This window comes from Capnocytophaga sputigena, assembly GCF_900446695.1.
Taxonomy (GTDB): Bacteria; Bacteroidota; Bacteroidia; order Flavobacteriales; family Flavobacteriaceae; genus Capnocytophaga; species Capnocytophaga sputigena.
In genome coordinates this window covers 374,569-393,271 of sequence record NZ_UAVP01000007.1, presented here as the reverse complement: position 1 = coordinate 393,271, position 18,703 = coordinate 374,569, and the positions used below count along the sequence as shown (strand labels likewise).

The 18,703-nt window shown below is 36.7% G+C and carries 19 protein-coding genes and 2 pseudogenes; 1 reads left to right on the top strand and 20 read right to left on the bottom strand.

Features of this window, described 5'->3' with window-relative positions:
- Positions 1 to 28: 28 nt before the first annotated feature.
- The 18 genes and pseudogenes from DR017_RS05710 to DR017_RS05625 form a co-directional block, all read right to left on the bottom strand.
- Complete coding sequence (locus DR017_RS05710; protein ID WP_002677498.1) at positions 29 to 580, bottom strand: thioredoxin family protein; 552 nt, start codon at positions 578 to 580, stop codon at positions 29 to 31.
- Positions 581 to 610: 30 nt separating this feature from the next.
- Positions 611 to 1,621, bottom strand: coding sequence for a tetraacyldisaccharide 4'-kinase (lpxK, locus tag DR017_RS05705; RefSeq protein WP_002677393.1), 1,011 nt, complete (start codon positions 1,619 to 1,621; stop codon positions 611 to 613).
- A gap of 42 nt (positions 1,622 to 1,663) precedes the next feature.
- Entirely contained in the window at positions 1,664 to 2,224 is a 561-nt protein-coding gene (locus DR017_RS05700) for a hypothetical protein (protein WP_002677315.1), read from the bottom strand.
- Positions 2,225 to 2,264: 40 nt separating this feature from the next.
- Positions 2,265 to 2,748 (bottom strand): annotated as a pseudogene (locus DR017_RS14490) (hypothetical protein).
- Positions 2,749 to 3,005: 257 nt separating this feature from the next.
- Positions 3,006 to 3,857, bottom strand: coding sequence for a hypothetical protein (locus DR017_RS05690; RefSeq protein ID WP_002677604.1), 852 nt, complete (start codon positions 3,855 to 3,857; stop codon positions 3,006 to 3,008).
- 38 nt (positions 3,858 to 3,895) lie between these two features.
- Positions 3,896 to 4,787 (bottom strand): annotated as a pseudogene (locus DR017_RS05685) (IS1595 family transposase).
- A gap of 58 nt (positions 4,788 to 4,845) precedes the next feature.
- Entirely contained in the window at positions 4,846 to 5,523 is a 678-nt protein-coding gene (locus DR017_RS05680; RefSeq protein WP_002677387.1) for a TIGR02117 family protein, read from the bottom strand.
- A 232-nt stretch (positions 5,524 to 5,755) separates the two neighbouring features.
- Positions 5,756 to 6,754, bottom strand: a complete 999-nt coding sequence (locus tag DR017_RS05675) for an NAD-dependent epimerase/dehydratase family protein (RefSeq protein WP_002677532.1) — start codon at positions 6,752 to 6,754, stop codon at positions 5,756 to 5,758.
- Positions 6,754 to 7,284, bottom strand: coding sequence for a ferritin (locus tag DR017_RS05670; RefSeq protein WP_040360619.1), 531 nt, complete (start codon positions 7,282 to 7,284; stop codon positions 6,754 to 6,756). Before DR017_RS05670 ends, DR017_RS05675 begins: the two co-directional genes overlap by 1 nt.
- Before the next feature lie 80 nt (positions 7,285 to 7,364).
- Positions 7,365 to 8,132, bottom strand: coding sequence for an ABC transporter ATP-binding protein (locus DR017_RS05665; protein WP_002677316.1), 768 nt, complete (start codon positions 8,130 to 8,132; stop codon positions 7,365 to 7,367).
- Entirely contained in the window at positions 8,129 to 9,010 is an 882-nt protein-coding gene (gene fabD, locus DR017_RS05660; RefSeq protein ID WP_002677346.1) for an ACP S-malonyltransferase, read from the bottom strand. Before fabD ends, DR017_RS05665 begins: the two co-directional genes overlap by 4 nt.
- A gap of 36 nt (positions 9,011 to 9,046) precedes the next feature.
- Positions 9,047 to 10,231: a bifunctional phosphopantothenoylcysteine decarboxylase/phosphopantothenate--cysteine ligase CoaBC gene (gene coaBC / locus DR017_RS05655; protein ID WP_002677521.1), complete on the bottom strand. Its 1,185-nt coding sequence runs from the start codon at positions 10,229 to 10,231 to the stop codon at positions 9,047 to 9,049.
- Positions 10,232 to 10,315: 84 nt separating this feature from the next.
- Positions 10,316 to 10,630, bottom strand: a complete 315-nt coding sequence (locus DR017_RS05650; RefSeq protein ID WP_002677367.1) for a DNA-directed RNA polymerase subunit omega — start codon at positions 10,628 to 10,630, stop codon at positions 10,316 to 10,318.
- Positions 10,631 to 10,637: 7 nt separating this feature from the next.
- A complete protein-coding gene (locus tag DR017_RS05645) occupies positions 10,638 to 11,444 on the bottom strand; it encodes an outer membrane protein assembly factor BamD (RefSeq protein ID WP_002677223.1) in 807 nt (268 codons plus the stop codon).
- Positions 11,445 to 11,480: 36 nt separating this feature from the next.
- Entirely contained in the window at positions 11,481 to 12,227 is a 747-nt protein-coding gene (gene fabG / locus DR017_RS05640; RefSeq protein WP_002677431.1) for a 3-oxoacyl-[acyl-carrier-protein] reductase, read from the bottom strand.
- A 34-nt stretch (positions 12,228 to 12,261) separates the two neighbouring features.
- Positions 12,262 to 12,585: a translation initiation factor gene (locus DR017_RS05635; RefSeq protein ID WP_002677555.1), complete on the bottom strand. Its 324-nt coding sequence runs from the start codon at positions 12,583 to 12,585 to the stop codon at positions 12,262 to 12,264.
- A 2-nt stretch (positions 12,586 to 12,587) separates the two neighbouring features.
- Positions 12,588 to 14,111 (bottom strand): DUF4270 domain-containing protein, encoded by a 1,524-nt coding sequence (locus tag DR017_RS05630; RefSeq protein WP_002677588.1) that lies wholly within the window; start codon positions 14,109 to 14,111, stop codon positions 12,588 to 12,590.
- 10 nt (positions 14,112 to 14,121) lie between these two features.
- On the bottom strand, positions 14,122 to 14,931 hold the full coding sequence (locus tag DR017_RS05625; protein ID WP_002677247.1) for a glycogen/starch synthase: 810 nt from the start codon (positions 14,929 to 14,931) through the stop codon (positions 14,122 to 14,124).
- 56 nt (positions 14,932 to 14,987) lie between these two features.
- Between DR017_RS05625 and panC the strand changes: the two genes are divergently transcribed.
- The gene (panC, locus tag DR017_RS05620; protein ID WP_002677163.1) at positions 14,988 to 15,884 is read left to right on the top strand and encodes a pantoate--beta-alanine ligase; all 897 of its coding nucleotides are present in this window, start codon (positions 14,988 to 14,990) and stop codon (positions 15,882 to 15,884) included.
- A 255-nt stretch (positions 15,885 to 16,139) separates the two neighbouring features.
- Here the strand turns inward: panC and DR017_RS05615 are convergent, their stop codons facing one another.
- The gene (locus DR017_RS05615) at positions 16,140 to 16,763 is read right to left on the bottom strand and encodes a rhodanese-like domain-containing protein (RefSeq protein ID WP_002677538.1); all 624 of its coding nucleotides are present in this window, start codon (positions 16,761 to 16,763) and stop codon (positions 16,140 to 16,142) included.
- 25 nt (positions 16,764 to 16,788) lie between these two features.
- Positions 16,789 to 18,612, bottom strand: coding sequence for a vWA domain-containing protein (locus DR017_RS05610; RefSeq protein ID WP_002677484.1), 1,824 nt, complete (start codon positions 18,610 to 18,612; stop codon positions 16,789 to 16,791).
- Positions 18,613 to 18,703 lie beyond the last annotated feature (91 nt).

Genomic DNA, 18,703 nt, shown 5'->3' with positions numbered 1-18,703 from the left:
CGCGTGTGTTTATGAAAAAGTGTATTTATTAGTTTTTAAATGTAGGTTTGAACTTTGACTGATATACTTGGAACTCTTGTTGGTTAGTAATGCTTTTATGTTCGTCATTTTTAAACATTTTCAAGTAGAGTTCTAATTGGGTAGGTGACATATAGCCAGTGATACCTGTAATCAAATCGTTTTTCTCGTCTAAGAACACCATTGTAGGGTATGCTTGCACTTGCAAGTAATTGGTGAGCGGGTGGAGTGAGTTGCGCGATTGAGCTCTTGCAGGATCATAATCCTTATTCTCAAACTTTTGACCTTTGTAATTTACTACTTCGTTACCTTCACCATTGAATTTCACAGCGTAGTAGTTATCATTTACATAGTTCACTAAGTCTTTGTTCTTAAAGGTGTTATTAGCTAACATTTTGCAAGGACCACACCAATTAGTGTATACATCTACAAATATTTTTTTAGGTTTTTTCTTTTGAGCAGCAATAGCTTGGTCAAAAGTCATCCATTTAATTTCTTGAGCTTCGAGGGTAGCAGTTGTTGCTAAAATAAAAGCTACAATAGCGATGAGTTTTTTTGTCATAGTTGATAAAAGTTTGAAATTATTTCGTGTTTACAGATTTTCAAAAACCGTGCCAAATATATGTTCATCGGAAGGGGTGAGGAACTGCATTGCAATGGGCAAATAGTATAAGTTTTGTAAATGAGATTGTAGGCGCACATAGTCTTTTTCGGTAGTGAGAATACATTTATCTTGCAATTGCTGTATTTCTTCTGAACTAAAATGGTGATGATCGGGGAAGTTTAAGTGCTGAAAATCTGCTCCTTGTTCTTTTAAATACACTAATAGAGGTTGTGGATTAGCAATACCTGTTACCAAAGTAAAAGGTTTTTTGATAAAGTTTGACAAAGAGATAGCTTCATCTTGTTTGAACACTTGTTCATCATAAGCTATAGTAGCAAAAACTATAGGGCAATGAGCCTTTTTTTGTAACTGTTTTTCAATAAGAGAACGTTCACTTTGAGACAAGGAAGTAGGACATTTGGTTACTACCACTATATCAGCTTGTTGCACTCGACTTACTACATCACGGAGTTGCCCCATTGGCAGTAGCCAATCGTTAGTAAATAACTGTTTATAAGCTGTAAGTACTATATTGATTTTTGCTTTTACGGGACGATGTTGGAAAGCATCGTCTAAAATGATTACTTCGGGAGGCTCTGGTAGCGCAAGCATCTGCTCTATTCCTTCCACCCTATTACCACATACAGCTAATATAATATTATCTTTAAATTTCTTCCAAAACTGAAAAGGTTCATCGCCTAAATCGTATACTGTACTATTTCCATTAGCTAATACAAAACCTTTAGATTTGCGTTTATACCCTCTGCTCAACACCCCTACGCGCTGGGTTGTTTTTAGCTGCCTAATTAGATACTCCACCATCGGACTTTTACCGGTACCTCCTACTGCTACATTGCCCACACAAATTGTAGGCACTGCAAAGGTATGTACTTTAAAAATGCCAACGTTATAGCACCAATGGCGCAAACGAACGATTGCCCCATAGATCACTGCAAAGGGGAAAAGCAAATAACGAATGACGAATGACGAATGACGCATTATTAAGTTAATTATATTAATTGACACCTCAATTTTTCTTTATTAATTTGAGCTTTTATTCTGTCTTAATTTCCTTACAACCCATACCAAAAACAGTACAATCATCACACTGAAAGTCATCATCCCGCTAATGTTTTTTAGAAATGTGCAGACACTTCCCAATTGAACAAGCGTAGGGGACAACTCAGGATAACTTTTGAGAGTAATGAAGATACTGATATTCTCAGAATAATCAAAAAAACTGGTAATCAATGGTAAATAACACAAACCTTTTAACCATTTATTTTGTATGGAGAGTTGTTGTAATAGCCTGATGATAATCCAAGTATAAGTCACTGCAAAAAGCCCTGGATAAAATATATCAAAAAATAACTGAGGAAAAAGATAGTAACTTCGCCCCTCACTTCCTAAGGCTGTATATAGTGCTTGCACCTCTTCCAAAGTATAGCCGCCTGCCCTCATATCCAATATAGGTAAGCCTTGCGAAAGTTTTTGCAAATGAGGGATACTCATAAAAATCATTAATGAATAAAGCAAATTAGCTACAATAAATATTATCCATATCTGGCGATTATTCTTATTTCCAAATAAAAATTTATTCATATATCTATTATTTTGTTAAATTATTTTTTGAGGTGTCAAGTTAATGGCATATTAACAGAGGTTGGAAAATAGGTTCTCTTTCAATCAATCTTTTTATTAGATTGTTAAAGATAGTCTCTTTGCTCTGTGAGCGATTGATTCTAAAACTGTATTCTGCTAAATAGCGGTCTATATTAAACTCTGAAACCCAAGAATATATACCTCGTATCCAAGACTTTACTTGGTGTATTTCCTTTCTCTTTTCCTCCTATGGTAAATTCATCAACCTAAACGCTATCATTCAATTTGTGCAATTCACGGGATTTCATAGTTTTGCGGACTTTTTGCTTAAAATAGTGTTTCTGCAGTAGGACTTTCTGTATCAAATCCATAAAAATCTTTTCTGACTTGGTATTTTTTATGACTACATTTGCGACAGCAATATCCATCTTCCCACTTTAAAGAAGCAGATATTCTTCGCAATCTAAGTCTGTTTTAAAGCGTTCAGTAAACTCTAAGAGGCTTTGTCCCTTAAATAATTCCATAATACATTCATTTTCAGAGTGCAAATATATGAAATTATTTTGACACCTCAATTTATAAAATTGGATACGATTTTTATGATGATTTTTTATTATAAAGCTAATTAGTTGGTTTTTTAACAAGAATCATTTTCTATAGAGTTTCTTACTAAAATAAGACTGGGTATGGTTTCAGACTGTATAAACTCCATTTTTCTATTACAAGAAATAAAAATAACTAATACTAAAAAGAATATTTTCTTCATAATTGTGGTTTTCATTTAAAGATTTCCTCTGCGCTTTGTTTTCTTCTTTCCATTTTTATAATACTCTTTATGTATATTTCCTTTCCAATCTATCTCTTCCCAGTATCCATACTTTTTATTTTTCTTATAATAGCCTTGTTTAGTAAAATTAGAGTTATCTGTTTCATAGTAATAACCATCTAAATAATTATTAGAATAAGTTTCTATTTTTTTTAACACTGGATCATCACTATATTTTAGCAAATAAGTTCTCCACTCTCCATTTTTATTACTATTTAGTTTACTTCCTATGACTAAAACATGAGTCTTATTATCCTCATAGTAGAAATCTCCATTTTTTAATTGGTTTATTTCTTCTATATTACTTAAATGAATTCTATCTTCTGTAAGATATTTAGTAGAATAAATAATATCTCTATCAGAAATGGTCCCACATTCGGATAAAGATGTTCTATAAAAATTATCATAAGTATCTTTTGTTATAATATTCTTATCTTTAATAAGAGTAATATTTTTATCAGAATTAATAAAATCATTTAATAAAATTGTTTTAGGAGAGTAATCATTTAAAATAATTTCTATATAACTATCTCTTCTAATACAAGTTGTATCCAAATATATATAAAAAGTATGATCCATATCAGAAGAAGTAAAACTACATAAAGTACTATCTAATAGTATTTTTATAGCAGCTTTATAATATCTATCTTTTGGCAATCCTTCAATCTTTCCTTTATATTCCTTAAAGTTTCTTGTGTCTTCAGAATAATCCTTTTTCAAACTAATAGGCGGATAAACTAAAGGAATTAATTTTGAATTACAAGATATAAAAAGAAATAATATTAATATATAGTAAGTTTTTTTCATATTTTTACAGAATAATATTCTTTAATTGAGGTGTCAAGTTAAGGGCATACCAACTGAGATTGGAAAATAGGTTTTCTTTCAATCAATCTTTTTTATTAGATTGTTAAAGATAGTCTCTTTGCTCTGTGAACGATTGATTCTAAAACTATACTCAGCTAAATATCGGTCTATGTTAAATTCTGATACCCAAGAATATATACCTCGTATCCAAGATTTTACTTGATGTATTACCTTATGTAATGTAGGAAAATTCTTTCCGTCATTACTAGAAATTTGAGTTATATTATAGTCCTTTATAGGTCTATAGCCTTTCCATTCATCAGTCGTTATATAAGCTGTCTTATCAATGTGTTTATCAAATATTGTTCGTAATGATTTTGAAGAATAGTCAGGAATTTTAAATGCATAAAAACGTTTAACTTTACCTTGGTTACTAAGTTGTATCACACAAAGAACTTTCTTTTTCTTTGTGTCATAACTTCTACCTTGTTTTCCTTCTTCTTTTCCTCCTATGGTAAATTCATCGACTTGCACTTTGCCATCCATTTTCTGTGACTCACTGGATTTCATAGCTTCACGAACCTTGTGCATAAAATAATGTGCTGTTTGTCGACTAATATCATAACGGCGAGCAACTTGTGATGCTGATAGACTTTTTGTAGTTGTTGACATCTCAAAACATATATAAAATGCTTTGAGAAGTCCAAATTTTAGCTTGTGAAACAAAGTCCCAGCTATAGGACTTTCTGTATCTGAACAGATATTGCAAGTGCGTGAAAAATCTTTGCGAACTTGGTATTTTGTATGTCCACATTTACGGCAACAATACCCTTTTTCCCATTTTATGGAAGCTAAGTATTCTTCGCAATCTAAGTCTGTTTTAAAGCGTTCAGTAAACTCTAAGAGGCTTTGTCCCTTAAATAATTTCATAATACATTAATTTTCAGAGCGCAAATACATGAAATTATTTTGACACCTCAATTATTAATTATTTATAATGCCTAAATATCCCTGAATCGGTAGCTGTCCAGAGGGCGTATTTTTGTCCGGCAGCGCGAAGCCCGTAGTCTGCCCAAGTGTTGCAGGTATAGAGAAAGTTGTAAGTTCTTTTGGCTTCGTAGAAAGCATCGGTAGTGCCATAAACGGCATTGGTGGGAATAGGAATGTATTTACCTTGTGCATCTTTGTCAAACTGCTGGTCGATATAGCTTACCAAGCGCTTGTATTGTGCAGCTGTAAGACTTAGTTGTGCTACTTTTTCATATCCTTCGGTACCTCCTAAATAGGTGGTGTGCATAGCCGAATCACTCATCCAAAAAGCAGCTTTTACTGCTGTAGAGAACTTTAAATCAGCCCAAGTGGGGGTGTTGAGGTAAAAGCCTTTGTCGCCCCAACCAAAAGCCAACCAATCACCTCTCATTTTCCCTTTGGTATCATCAGGGGAAACTTTAGTTGTCCAATTAATGTATTCATTTTGAGTAGGTAGTACCAAATCGGTGTGCATTCCGTTAGAGAGAAGGTAAATGGTAATAGTTTTGGGCTCTGTAGTTTTTTCTGCAGAAATGGGAATTAATGGCAACAGCAAGCACAGTAGCACATAAAGTACTACAAAACCTACTACAAAGAGTAGGGTTTTTAGGAAATATTTTAAAAGTTTTTTTATCATAGAGAGCTTCCAAAAGTTGTAGTTTTTATTTTAACGTGAGTTCGACGTAAGTAATTATTTAATAATCAGCAAAATATTTTTAATCTCCCACGAATTTCACGAATTTTCACGAAATTTGGAGTGCACAAAACTCTTTACTTTATATTATCTCACAAATTTTCACCTGACGGTGAATTATTTTGTAAATAAATTGTGATACAGTGCTGTAAATCAACATTCTGTTATATCTAACTCACGTTATTTTATGACAAATTCCTTGGATTACTTCATCAATGTCACTGTATTGAAAATCAACAAACTTTTTAATTTTATCACCATTATAAGTGGTTACCAATCCGAGAGCATCGGCTGTTTGTAGAGTGAGGGTTCGCTTTTTAATACCCAAGAAACTTAAAAAGCCGTCTAAACGCGCCAAACGACGCAATACTTTATGTGAAATCTTTTTAGTAGGAGCTTTCACTCCTAATCCTTTGGCTATCTTTTCAAAAACTGATTGATAAGTAAGGTTAGCCGTATTCAGCACAAAGCGTTCTCCCGTAACTTCGGAGAATTGTAAGGCAATCATTGCACGTACCACATCATCTACCGCCACAAAGCCTGTACCTCCTGTGGGGTAATATTTTAGTCCGTTAGCTACTTTTTTGAACAATAAACCAGATCCTTGCTCGTAGAAATCAGCACCTAACACCACTGAAGGATTTACAATAACTACTGGCAATCCTTCTTGAGAGCCACGCCATACTTCCATCTCACCGCCATTCTTACTGATAGCATAATCGGTATTATTTTCCTCATTATTCCAATCGTTTTCCTCGTCAATAGGTGTGTGAGGCAAGGCAGAAAGGGTAGCTACAGAACTTACATAACAGAGTTTTTTTACCTTAAAATCAATACACAAGTTTACAATATTAGCCGTTCCCTCTACATTCACTTTGAGGAGTTGAGCAAAATCTTTAGGTTGGAAAGAGATAAAGCCTGCACAATGAAAAACAAAAGTAACATTCGCAAATGCTTGTTCAAGCGCTGGAATGTTACTTATATCGGTTTGTACCCACTCAATAGAGCGGAATTGTTCCGCTCCATTGGGGGATTGTTGTATAAAAAGTTGTTCGACTTTCTCTAACGAATGGGCACTGCGATAGATAGCCCTTACTTTATGCGCCTTGTTTTGAGTAAGGTAAAAAAGCAAGCGGCTGCCAATCAGCCCTGTTCCGCCAGTTACTAAAATCATTATTTTTCGTCTAAAGGAATACGTTCGTCGATAAGTTTGAGAGCTATAGGCGAATCGTTCTCGTTGTAGAATTCGAAGAGGTCGAGGATAGAGTGTACCAAACGTTCTTCTTCTAACTGTTCTTGAACGAACCATTGCAAGAAGTTTTCGGAAGCGTAATCATCTACTTGGCGTGCTTTTTTGAAGATCGCGAAGATAGATTGAGTAACTTTGATTTCGTGTTCCAAAGTTTTTTCGTAAACTTCTTTAAGTGAATCAAATTCTTGTTGTACCTCACCTACTTTAGGAGCAAAAGCACGTGCGCCATTTTCGTTGAGGAAGCGGAAGATTTTCATCATGTGATCTCTTTCTTCTACAGCGTGGTCATAAAAGAACTCGGCACTGCGAGAGTAGCCATTATATTCAGCCCAAGAAGCCATAGCTAAATAGAGAGAGCTTGCTTCAGCTTCTTTACTTACTTGGTCGTTCAATAGGTCAATGATTTCAGGGTGCAAACTAGTTTGCGATCTGGTGTACTTGTGTTTTGTCATTTTAATAAATTGTTTTTAAGTTTTTTTAGTGGGTGCAAAGATAGTAATTATTTGCTAAATACGGACAAAAGAGTTGTAATTTAGACGTGTTCTTCCAAATACGCCTTTCGCACTTTTTTGAAGAGTTCCGATGAATACACGAAATCGGTAACGGCTTCATTGTCTGTACGGAAAATAGTATCTTTAGAACCTTCCCACTCTTTGTATCCATTTTTCAAGAAAACAATCTTAGCCCCTATTTCCATTACGGAGTTCATATCGTGAGTATTGATTACAGTAGTGATATTGAACTCTTGGGTAATTTCCTGAATAAGGTTATCTATTACGATAGAAGTTTTTGGATCGAGACCTGAGTTAGGTTCGTCGCAGAACAAGTAGTTAGGATTATTTACAATTGCACGAGCAATAGCCACCCGTTTTTGCATACCTCCAGAAATTTCGGAAGGCAATTTGTTTTCGGCATTTACCAAATTCACCCTGCTGAGCACTATATCAGCGCGTTCACGGATTTCATCAGCTGATTTTTGGGAAAACATCTTCAAAGGAAACATCACATTTTCGAGCACCGTCATCGAGTCGAATAAGGCACTACCTTGAAATACCATTCCCATTTTTTGGCGGAGGGCTACTTGTTCTTTGCGTTTCATATCGGCGTATTTTACCCCATCGTAGATGATATCACCTGAATCGGGGGTGAAGAGTCCTAAGAGTGATTTGAGGAATACTGTTTTTCCTGAACCACTTTGCCCAATAATAAGATTTGTTTTGCCTTTTTCAAATACGGTGGAAATGCCTTTCAGCACTTCAGTTCCATTGAAAGATTTATGTAAATTTTCTACTTGTATCATAGTTCAGCCGAGGCTACCACAGCCTCTTTATTTATCTTTTTCACCAAACCTTGTAGTACTTTACCAGGTCCTACTTCAATAAATTCGGTAGCGCCATCAGCAATCATTTGTTGTACGCTTTGTGTCCATTTCACAGGAGCGGTAAGTTGCTTGATAAGGTTGGTTTTGATAGCATTTTCATCGCTTACGGCTGTAGTGGTTACATTTTGATAAACAGGGCATAACGGCTTGTGGAATGTTGTTTGCTCAATTGCTGCAGCTAATTCTTCTTCAGCAGGTTTCATCAGTACTGAGTGGAATGCACCACCTACGGGAAGAACAAGAGCGCGTTTAGCGCCTGCTTCTTTCATCTTTTCGCAAGCCGCCTCTACAGCTTTGAGTTCGCCTGAAATCACCAACTGACCTGGGCAATTATAGTTGGCAGGAGTTACAATCCCATCGACTGTAGCACAAAGTTCTTCCACTTTAGCATCCTCTAAACCCAATACGGCAGCCATTGTACCAGGTTGTAATTCGCAAGCCTTTTGCATAGCAGCAGCACGCTTGGCTACTAATTGCAAACCATCTTCAAATGAGAGAGCCCCATTGGCTACTAAAGCAGAAAATTCACCTAATGAATGTCCTGCAACCATTTGAGGAGCAAAATTTTTACCGAGCACCTTGCTAAGGATTACTGAGTGCAAGAATATAGCAGGCTGGGTAACTTTAGTTTGTTTGAGGTCTTCATCAGTACCACTGAACATTATATCGGTAATAGAGAATCCAAGAATGCCATTAGCCGCTTCAAAAAGCGCTTTAGCTTCGGCAGATTTTTCATATAAGTCAAGCCCCATACCTACAAATTGGGCTCCTTGACCAGGGAAGATGTATGCTTTCATTTATTTTATTTTTATAAGATTGAAAGTACAAAGATATTACTTTTCTATAAGAATGCCAAATATTTGCGCCAAAATATCTTTAGCAACTTCTTCTTTAGTTTTTAAAGGAAAACTGATTTGTGTTTCTTTAGTAATAAAAGTAACTTTATTAGTATCGGTACCAAAACCTGCCCCTGCATCGCGCAATGAGTTGAGTACAATGCCATTTAAGTTTTTTTTCTCCAATTTGGTTTGGGCATTAGCCACCTCATTTTCAGTTTCTAAAGCAAAGCCTATAAGCGTTTGAGTAGTTTTGATTTTACCCAAAGAAGCTAATATATCGACGGTAGGAACTAAAGTTAAACTGAGGTTACCGCCTTTCTTTTTAATTTTTTCGGGAGCTACAAATTCAGGCGTATAGTCGGCGACGGCTGCGGCGAGGATAGCGATATCACAAGTAGAAAATTCGGTTACAGCAGCTTCATACATTTGCTGAGCACTTACCACACGATGTAAGTGTATTTGTGAGTGAATATTTTTTTCGGAAGAAGGTCCTAACACTAAATGTACTTCAGCGCCTTGTCGTACGGCTTCATTAGCAAGAGCAATCCCCATTTTGCCAGAGGAGAAGTTTCCTATAAATCGCACGGGGTCGATAGCCTCGTAAGTAGGACCAGCGGTGATAAGTATTTTTTTACCTTTAAGAGGAAGATTTTCGGAGAGCGTATTCTCTAAAAACAGTATTATATCTTCAGGTTCAGCCATACGTCCCTGTCCTACAAGTCCGCTAGCGAGTTCACCATAAGTTGCGGGAATAATATGATTGCCATAGGATGCTAATTTTGCTAAATTCTCGGTAACCGTGGGGTGGGCATACATATCCAAATCCATTGCGGGAGCTATGAATACGGGTGCTTTAGCGGAAAAATAAGTAGCTAACAGCAGATTATCACATACCCCGTGAGCCATTTTAGCAATGGTATTGGCAGTAGCAGGAGCGATGAGCATTCTATCTGCCCAGAGTGCTAACTCCACGTGACTATGCCAATCGCCCTCAGGAGATGAAAAACTCGTAAGCACCTGATTTTTAGACACTGTACTGAGAGTAAGAGGTGTTACGAACTCTTTCGCATTTTCGGTAAGGATAACCTTTACATTATGTCCTTTTTTAGTGAGCAAACGTACCAATTGAGGCGTTTTGTAGGCGGCAATTCCTGCTGTAATACCAAGTACTATATTCATAATTAAACAGATTGAAAAAGGCTTTAAACGGCAAGCGATAGCTTACTACTTAAAGCCTAACAAACAATTTATAAATACCCATTTTTATTCGGTTTCACGGTAGTATACCTTACCATCTAACCATTCTTTTACAGCAATGGCTTGAGGTTTAGGCAAACGCTCGTAGAAACGAGATACTTCTATTTGCTCTTTGTTCTCAAAGATTTCCTCTAAACTGTCGTTATTAGTAGCAAAAGCCTCTAACTTTTCTACCAATTCTTTTTTAATTTCGGCGTTTATTTGGTTAGCACGTTTGGCAATAATAGAGATCGCCTCGTAAATATTACCAGTAGGTGCTTCTATAGCCGATTTGTTGTAAGTAACCGTAGAGGTAGGAGCATCTATTTTTTTAAAATCCATAATGTAATTATTTTTGTGATGTAAAACTTTTTAGTGATGTATTAATTTTAGCAAGCATATTCTCAGCTTCCTTTTTGAATTTGCTTTCAGGATAAGCGCGCAACAAGTTGTCGTAGGCTTCTTTAGCTGTATTGAGGCGTTCTTCTTTTTTGCTTTCGACACTATTGATCGCCCACTCATAGGCTGAGTGCAAACGGGTGTATAGGGCTTCTTCTCTGAAAGGACTTCCAGGGTTATTGGTCAAGAAATTATCTAACGATTTCATTGCAGCCTGATAGTCGCGTATTTTATCATACTGTTTGGCAATTTCAAAATCTTTTTTCTCTAAACGTGTTACCAAATCTAAGGTAAGTTCGTTAGCCTCTTTGGTATACTCACTATTAGGGTATCTATCCAAAAAGTACTGCAATTTTTCGAGAGCCTGATAAGTATAGGTTTGATCTACACTATATTTAGGTGTTTCTAAGTAAAGCGATTTTGCTTCTAAAAAGGAGGCTTCGGTAGCTTTTTCACTACGAGGATACAATTTCTGCAAACGTTCGAACTGATAGGAAGCTAAACTGTACTGCTTGAGTTGATAACAAGCGTCACCATACATATAGTAGATGCGTTCCCCTTGAGGTTTTCCTGCATATTCTGAGGCTATTTGTTCAAAAAGGCGATTCGCTTTTTTGTATTTTTTAGCCTTATAGAGCTTTTCAGCTTCTATGTATTTTACGCTCCCATCTGTAGATTTCAGAGCTTTTTGGTACTCACCACAGGAGGCAAAAAGCACACCGAGCAGACCGATGATGATATATTTTTTCATTAACATTCGGCAAAAGTAAAAAGTTTTTCTGATATAACAAAATTATGTGAGCATTCCGCCATCTACATTGAGCACTTGCCCAGTGATATAAGCCGACATATCGGAGGCTAAAAACACGCAAGCATTGGCTACATCTTCTGGCTGTCCGCCACGTTTAAGAGGAATAGCATCACGCCATCCTTGTACTACTTTTTCATCAAGCACAGCTGTCATTTCAGTTTCTATAAATCCTGGTGCAATAGCATTGCAACGGATGTTACGAGACCCCAATTCTAAAGCTATAGATTTAGTAAAACCGATAATTCCCGCTTTAGAGGCTGCATAGTTAGACTGACCAGCATTACCTTTTACCCCTACCACGCTACTCATATTGATAATAGAGCCTTTGCGCTGTTTGAGCATCACACGTTGTACTGCTTTGGTCATATTAAACACTGATTTGAGGTTTACTTCAATTACTTTATCGAAATCCTCTTCGCTGATGCGCATTAGCAAGTTGTCTTTGGTGATACCAGCGTTGTTTACAAGGATATCAACGGTGCCAAACTCAGCAACAACGGCATCGACAAATTCTTGTGATTGTGCAAAGTTGGAGGCATCACTTTGATAGCCTTTCACTTTTACACCTTGTGCAGCTAATTCTTTTTCTAGAGCTTTTGCAGCATCTACCGATGAGCTATATGAAAAAGCAATATTCGCTCCGTGAGCGGCAAACACTTCGGCTATACCACGACCGATACCACGACTAGCACCAGTGATAATAGCTGTTTTTCCTTCTAATAATTTCATATTATAATTGTTAATTATGAATTGTTAATTATCTTTAACCTCCTACGCGTTTTACTTTAAATCCTTTTTCTTTAAGGAGTTGCATAATAGTATCGCGGTAATCACCTTGTATGAGAATCGTATCATCTTTTATTGTTCCGCCCACTCCAAGGTATGTTTTTAGTTCTTTAGCTAATATTTTGAAATCGCTATCGGCTCCGTTATAACCTTCGATTACTGTTACAGGTTTGCCTTTGCGCTTCTCGTATTTACAAAGTAGAGGTTCATCTTGCAACCATATAGTAGATGGTGTTTCTTGAGGTACTTCCTCTTCTATATGGTCGGGGAAAAGATTTTTAAGTTGGTCTCTTAAGTCCATACTTATTTTACTTTGGTATAGTTGACAATCAATTTTACATCTTTAATCACTACTCCTAAAGGGGTAGCAAGGGCTGTATTGGCAATTTTGCCTTCACCACTTGCACTTTTATAACTACCTGCTGTAGTTTGCTTTATATTAGACCCTATAGCAATTGCTAAAGGAACATTAGTAGTATTATTTGTTACCATATTAAGAATATGGTTAGTAATCCTTAGTTGGTAATATTTACCTACCCCATTTTCTTTTTGTAATTTCCCTAAATGCACCAAGTGTGAATAGGCTGAAGTAGTGTTGTTAGCGGTAGGGTCGTACTGATAATCGGCTAACACAGCCCCCGTTTGAGCATTATAAATATAAAGGCGTTCAGGAGTTTTGCTATAAGTCACGCTTTCATCTACATAAAAGAACAAGCTCGCATCGGTAACTAACCATTTTTCAGATTTGATACGAGCAATATCGGTATCTGAAATAGTAATAGAAGCAGTTTGCCCTAAAGCACCACTCAAATAAGTTTTACTAGTATCCGTAAGACTTTCGCCTGCATTGTTGAAAAGGTTTACAGCAATACCATTGAGAGGCAAATCATAACGGCTGTACTGAGTTTTAGTAGCTGTGCTACCACTTACATAAGCGGTATAACTATACTCCAACTGTATTTTGGCATTTGCCATATTGAGGAGCATCATCACATCTTTAGAGAAGTTAGAGGCACTGACTTGTATTCCTTTAAAATACTTTTTAAAGTCGGTAACACTTGCTAATTCACTACTACCTTCTTTGTCTAATATTTTAGATTGAAAGAAAGAAGTACTAAGAGGAATACGCAAACCAGGGGCTAAGACATCGTGTACAGTTTTAGATTCATCGGCAGTAGTTTTGGGATCATCAAACTGGAAACGAGCGATTGCCTTATTACTAATAGTTGTAGCTGAAGTAGTGGTTGAAACTATTGAGCTACCTAAGTTTGTGAGTATATCAGTATTATTAGAATAATAGACTTTTGATTTTAGGTCGGTACCTATATCGCTGAGGAAGTAGTTAGTTTCTTTCACTTCTACACGAAAAGAAGCACTTTTGTCGCCATAGATGGAATCTAATTGATATTCAACATTTTGGCTATAGGTAGCATTGTTGCTTGAACTATTGGGATTGAAGAAAGGGATATACAAATAAGCATTCATCACCTTTTCATTTTCAGGTTTATTTTCACTAATTTCTAGTGCTTGAGTTTTGCTACCAAAAGAAGGATTAGCGGCTGGAAGCCCTACTTGTGCAACAATAGTAGCCGATTTAGTACCAAAAGGAGCTTGAGTGTATTGCCCGAGCAAATATCCTCCTAAACCATTGGTTTGTACGGCAGTTTGTTTGACTTGGTTCACTGAAATAGTAGCTGTGAACACGTTGGTTTCGTAGTTAGGATTTTTGAGAAGTGCGCCATCTATTTCGTTGAAATCATCGGAAGAACAAGCGCTAAAAAGTGTTAGTACAGTAAGGAAAAAAAGTAATTTGTAAGTATTATTCATTCGTTTGCTGTTATTTCTTTAGTATTTTAGTGTAAAAATCGCGATAGGAATCTTGGAAAGTTTCTTTATCGCTGTTATAAATCACTGGTTTTCTTAAGTTTTTGAGATAAGTTTTAAAATCTTCGGGCATATCTTCGCTCACTACAATTACGCCATCAGAATGCTTGATAGCGATACGCATCAGGTTGTAGTAAGTAGGATTTTTGAGGGGGTCAATTGTTTTTTTACTAATGCCATCAAAAGCTACTTTATTGATAAGTGAGGCATCGAGAGCGCCTTCGTAATCACTATCAAACACAGAGGTAATAATTTTGCTTTCGGAAAAGATAGGTTCATCTTTGTAGTAAGTGCGTAAATAAAGAGGCAACAAAGCAGAAACCCAACCGTGTATATGGATGATATCGGGTAACCAATTGAGTTTTTTAACTGTTTCTACAATGCCTTTTGCAAAGAAGATACAGCGCTCATCGTTATCCGGATACATATTGTTTTCCTCATCAAAGAGTGTGCCAGTACGTGCGAAATACTCATCATTATCAATAAAGTACACTTGAATGCGTTCTTTGGGGATAGAGGCTACTTTGATAATGAGCGGCACATCGATGTCGTTGATAACAATATTCATACCTGATAGGCGTATCACCTCGTGCAACTGGTGACGACGCTCGTTGATATTACCAAACTTAGGCATAAAAATACGTATTTGTCCGCCGTTAGTATTCACCATTCTAGGGGTTTCAAACGACATTTTAGCCAACTCACTATAAGGCGAATAAGGCAATACTTCCGACGACACGTAGAGTACTTTTTTATCTTTCATAAAGAGTATTTCTTTAATTTATTTTGCTCTTAGAAGGCACAAAAGTACAAAAAAATATGCACATATCCATAAAATTATATAAGTTTGCACCCAAAAAAGATTTTATACCGATGATTTACACACAGCAAAAGGAACTCCATTCACTTATGGAAACCCTTAAAAATCAAGGAAAAACAATAGGTTTAGTACCTACTATGGGCGCTTTACACGACGGACATTTATCACTCATAAAAAAAGCTAAAAAAGAGAATGATATAGCAGTTGTGAGCATTTTTGTGAACCCTACACAGTTCAATAATCCTACGGATTTAGAGAAATATCCGCGTACCCTAACAGCAGATGCTGAGAAGATTGCCCAATACAGTGAAGAGGTAATTATATTTGCCCCTACCGTTGATGATATTTACGGTGAAGAGGTAGTGGCTCAACCTTTTGACTTTGCAGGATTAGACAAAGTAATGGAAGGCAGTTCACGACCTGGGCATTTTGATGGTGTAGGTACGATTGTTAAAAAACTTTTTGAGATTGTAATGCCCAACAGAGCTTACTTTGGTGAAAAAGACTACCAACAACTGCTCATTATCCAGCAAATGGTACGACAAACAGGCTTACCAGTGACTATTGTTCCCTGCCCTATCGTGCGCAATAGTGAAGGGTTAGCCCTCAGCTCACGCAATGCTCTGCTAAGTGAAGCTATGACACAGCGCGCTTCATTTATCTATCGCACTCTTTTGGCTGCCAAAGAGCGTTTTGCCACTCATACACCTGCTGAAGTAGAAGCGTGGGTGGTAGATACTTTTGCAAAAGAGCCTGATTTCACCTTAGAGTATTTTACCATCACTGATGCTCATACCTTGCAACATATCACTACAAAAGAAGCAGGCAAAGAGTATCGCGCTTTTATAGTGGTATACGCAGAAGGTGTGAGATTAATTGACAATTTGGCAATGTGATGATTTGGCGATTAACCCCCGCCCCCTCTGAAGGAGGACAATCTAGAAAAGTGAGAGTGGTGGGAGTTGTAGGAGCGACAGATAACAATTTGATGATTTAGTAGGGGCGTTTGCAGCACATACCCAGCTATTGCTGGCATTCCTACATAACATACTCTAAAAAAACAAACAACTTTGGCAAAGTGTAATAACAAGTAACCAGCAACACAAATTTGTGTTGGTGGTTACTTGTTACCTATTACTTGTTACTTGAAGTTAATTTCCTTTGGTTACTATAAATACATTTTCTTTCTCTACTCCTATCACTTCGTGTTCTACATCTACAGGGATTTGATAGGTATCAAGGTCTTTGAGAACAACTTCTTCACCATTGATAAGAAAACGTACAGTTCCTTTTACCATAATAAGGGTTGCTGGAATATTAGTAGTATGTTTTTTTAGTACAGCTCCTTCACCTAAAGCTATGGCTACTTGTCTCACATTTTGACCATCTTTTACAAAATAGGTAGTTTGTTTATCATTGCGGAAAGTAAGTTTATCGGCTAAATTTACTTTTTGCAAAGATTTTATATGCTCTACTGTTTTACCATTCACGGCTGCAATATTATGCTTCTTGAGGATATCTTGTGCTTTGCCAGCACGAATCCCCCTACGACAAAAGAGTACAACATTCTCTTTTCCTTTTAATTCTTGCCATCGGGTTCCTATTTCTTCCAACGGGATATTAATTGCTCCTTCGGCTGTACCCTTAGCAAATTCTTCGGGGGTACGCACATCAATTAAAGTAGCATTTTTAGCATTAATACGCTCGGCGAGCGTTTGAGCTTTTGCTGTAATCATCGTAAGCAAAAGCATTCCTAAAGTTATTGGATATTTCATTATTGTTAGTTTGTTTATTAGTTTATTATTTTATTTTTTCAGAAAGTTCGACCAAGCGAATGAACTCTTTGCGATAGCCCTCTTCATCTTTTCCAATCGCATTCTTAGCTAAATCTATTACTTGTTTATATGAGGATTTTGCTTTGTATTTAGAATTTCTTAGGAGCATTCCCCATTCGGCAACAGCGGCAGCAAAGCGATAATCATCATCAGTTTGGGTGAGATCAGTGAGAGAAAAAGGAATAGGAGTGCTTTCTTCTACACTTTTAGCATCTTTTACCACAGGGTCTTTATAGCGTATTTTGAGGAAAGCTAATTCGTTAGCAAATCCTTCTTTCACTTGTTTTTGATAGCGCAACCCATCGGTAGTAGCACCTTTGGCAGGTATCAATTCATACAAAGCAGTTACGGTATGTCCTGCACCTATCTCACCAGCATCTTTCTTGTCGTCTTCAAAATCCTCATTGGCTAAAGCGCGGTTTTCATAGCCTACCAAGCGGTATTCTTTCACGTATTGAGGATTGAATTCTAATTGTAATTTCACATCTTTAGCTACGGTGTAGAGCGTACCGCCAAATTCATTTACCAATACTTTTTTAGCTTCAGTAAAATTATCGATATAAGCATAGTTACCATTCCCTTTGTTGGCAATAGTTTCTGCCATATCATCGCGGTAATTACCCATACCATAGCCCAATACCGAAATGTAAATTCCATTATTGCGCTTCTCTTCTACCAAACGTTGTAGTTCATCACGTGAAGAAATTCCTACGTTGAAATCACCATCGGTAGCCAAGATAATACGGTTATTACCTTTGGGTAAAAAGTTTTTTTCGGCTACTTCATAGGCAGTTTGCAATCCTGCTCCTCCTGCAGTAGATCCACTAGCCACCAAATCGTCTATCACTTTGGAGATTTTCTCTTTTTCTTTCGCTGGAGTAGAAGGTAAAGCGATACCCGTTTGGCTTGCATAAACTACAATCGCTATCCTATCTTCTGGACGTAAGTTATCCAAAAGCAATTTGAACGATGCTTTGAGTAGAGGCATTTTATTGGGCTCATCCATAGAACCTGAGGTATCTATTAGAAATACTATATTAGAAGGTGGCGCTTTGGTAAAATCTATTTTCTTTGCTTGTAATCCAATGCGCAACAGATAATTATCAGGATTCCAAGGACAACTACTTAGCGTGGTAGTAGCTTTCAAAGGGGTTTTGCCTCCTTCGGCTGGTGGAGCATAATCATAGTCAAAATAGTTGATAAGCTCCTCTATACGCACAGCATCTTTATGAGGCTTTTGTCCGTAGTTGAGCATACGGCGCACATTGCTATAAGAAGCTCTATCTACATCGGCAGAGAAAGTAGTTACGGGGTCTTTTGTTGTTTTCTTAAAGCCGCCTTCATCTATCGCTTTATAAGTCTCGAGAGAACTATTTAAAGTATAGCTATTTTTTGTTCGATAATTTCTACTAACACTTCCTGCACCTCTTATACGTATAGAAGAACTAGTTACATCTCGCCTTTTTGCAGTTTCATAACTTGTTACCACCACTTCTTGAAGTGCAACATTATCTTCTTCTAAAACTACATTGATAATCTTCTGTCCGGAAAATTTTACTTGCTTGATTTTCATTCCTATAAAAGAAAACTCTAAAATATCACCATTCTTTACTTTGATAGTGTATTTACCATCAAAATCAGTAGTAACTCCTTGGGTAGTTCCTTTGATGAGTACTGAAGCTCCAAGTAAAGGTTCATTAAAAACATCAGTAACCTTTCCTGTTACTTCATACTCTTGTGCATAGAGGCTTCCTATAAACAGAAAGCAGAATAATAAAATTTGTTTCATATTGTTAGTTATTAGATGTTAGTTCATTAGGGGTTAATTGTTAGTCCTTAGGGGACTACCTAACAATTGATTAAGTACTAAAATTTATTTT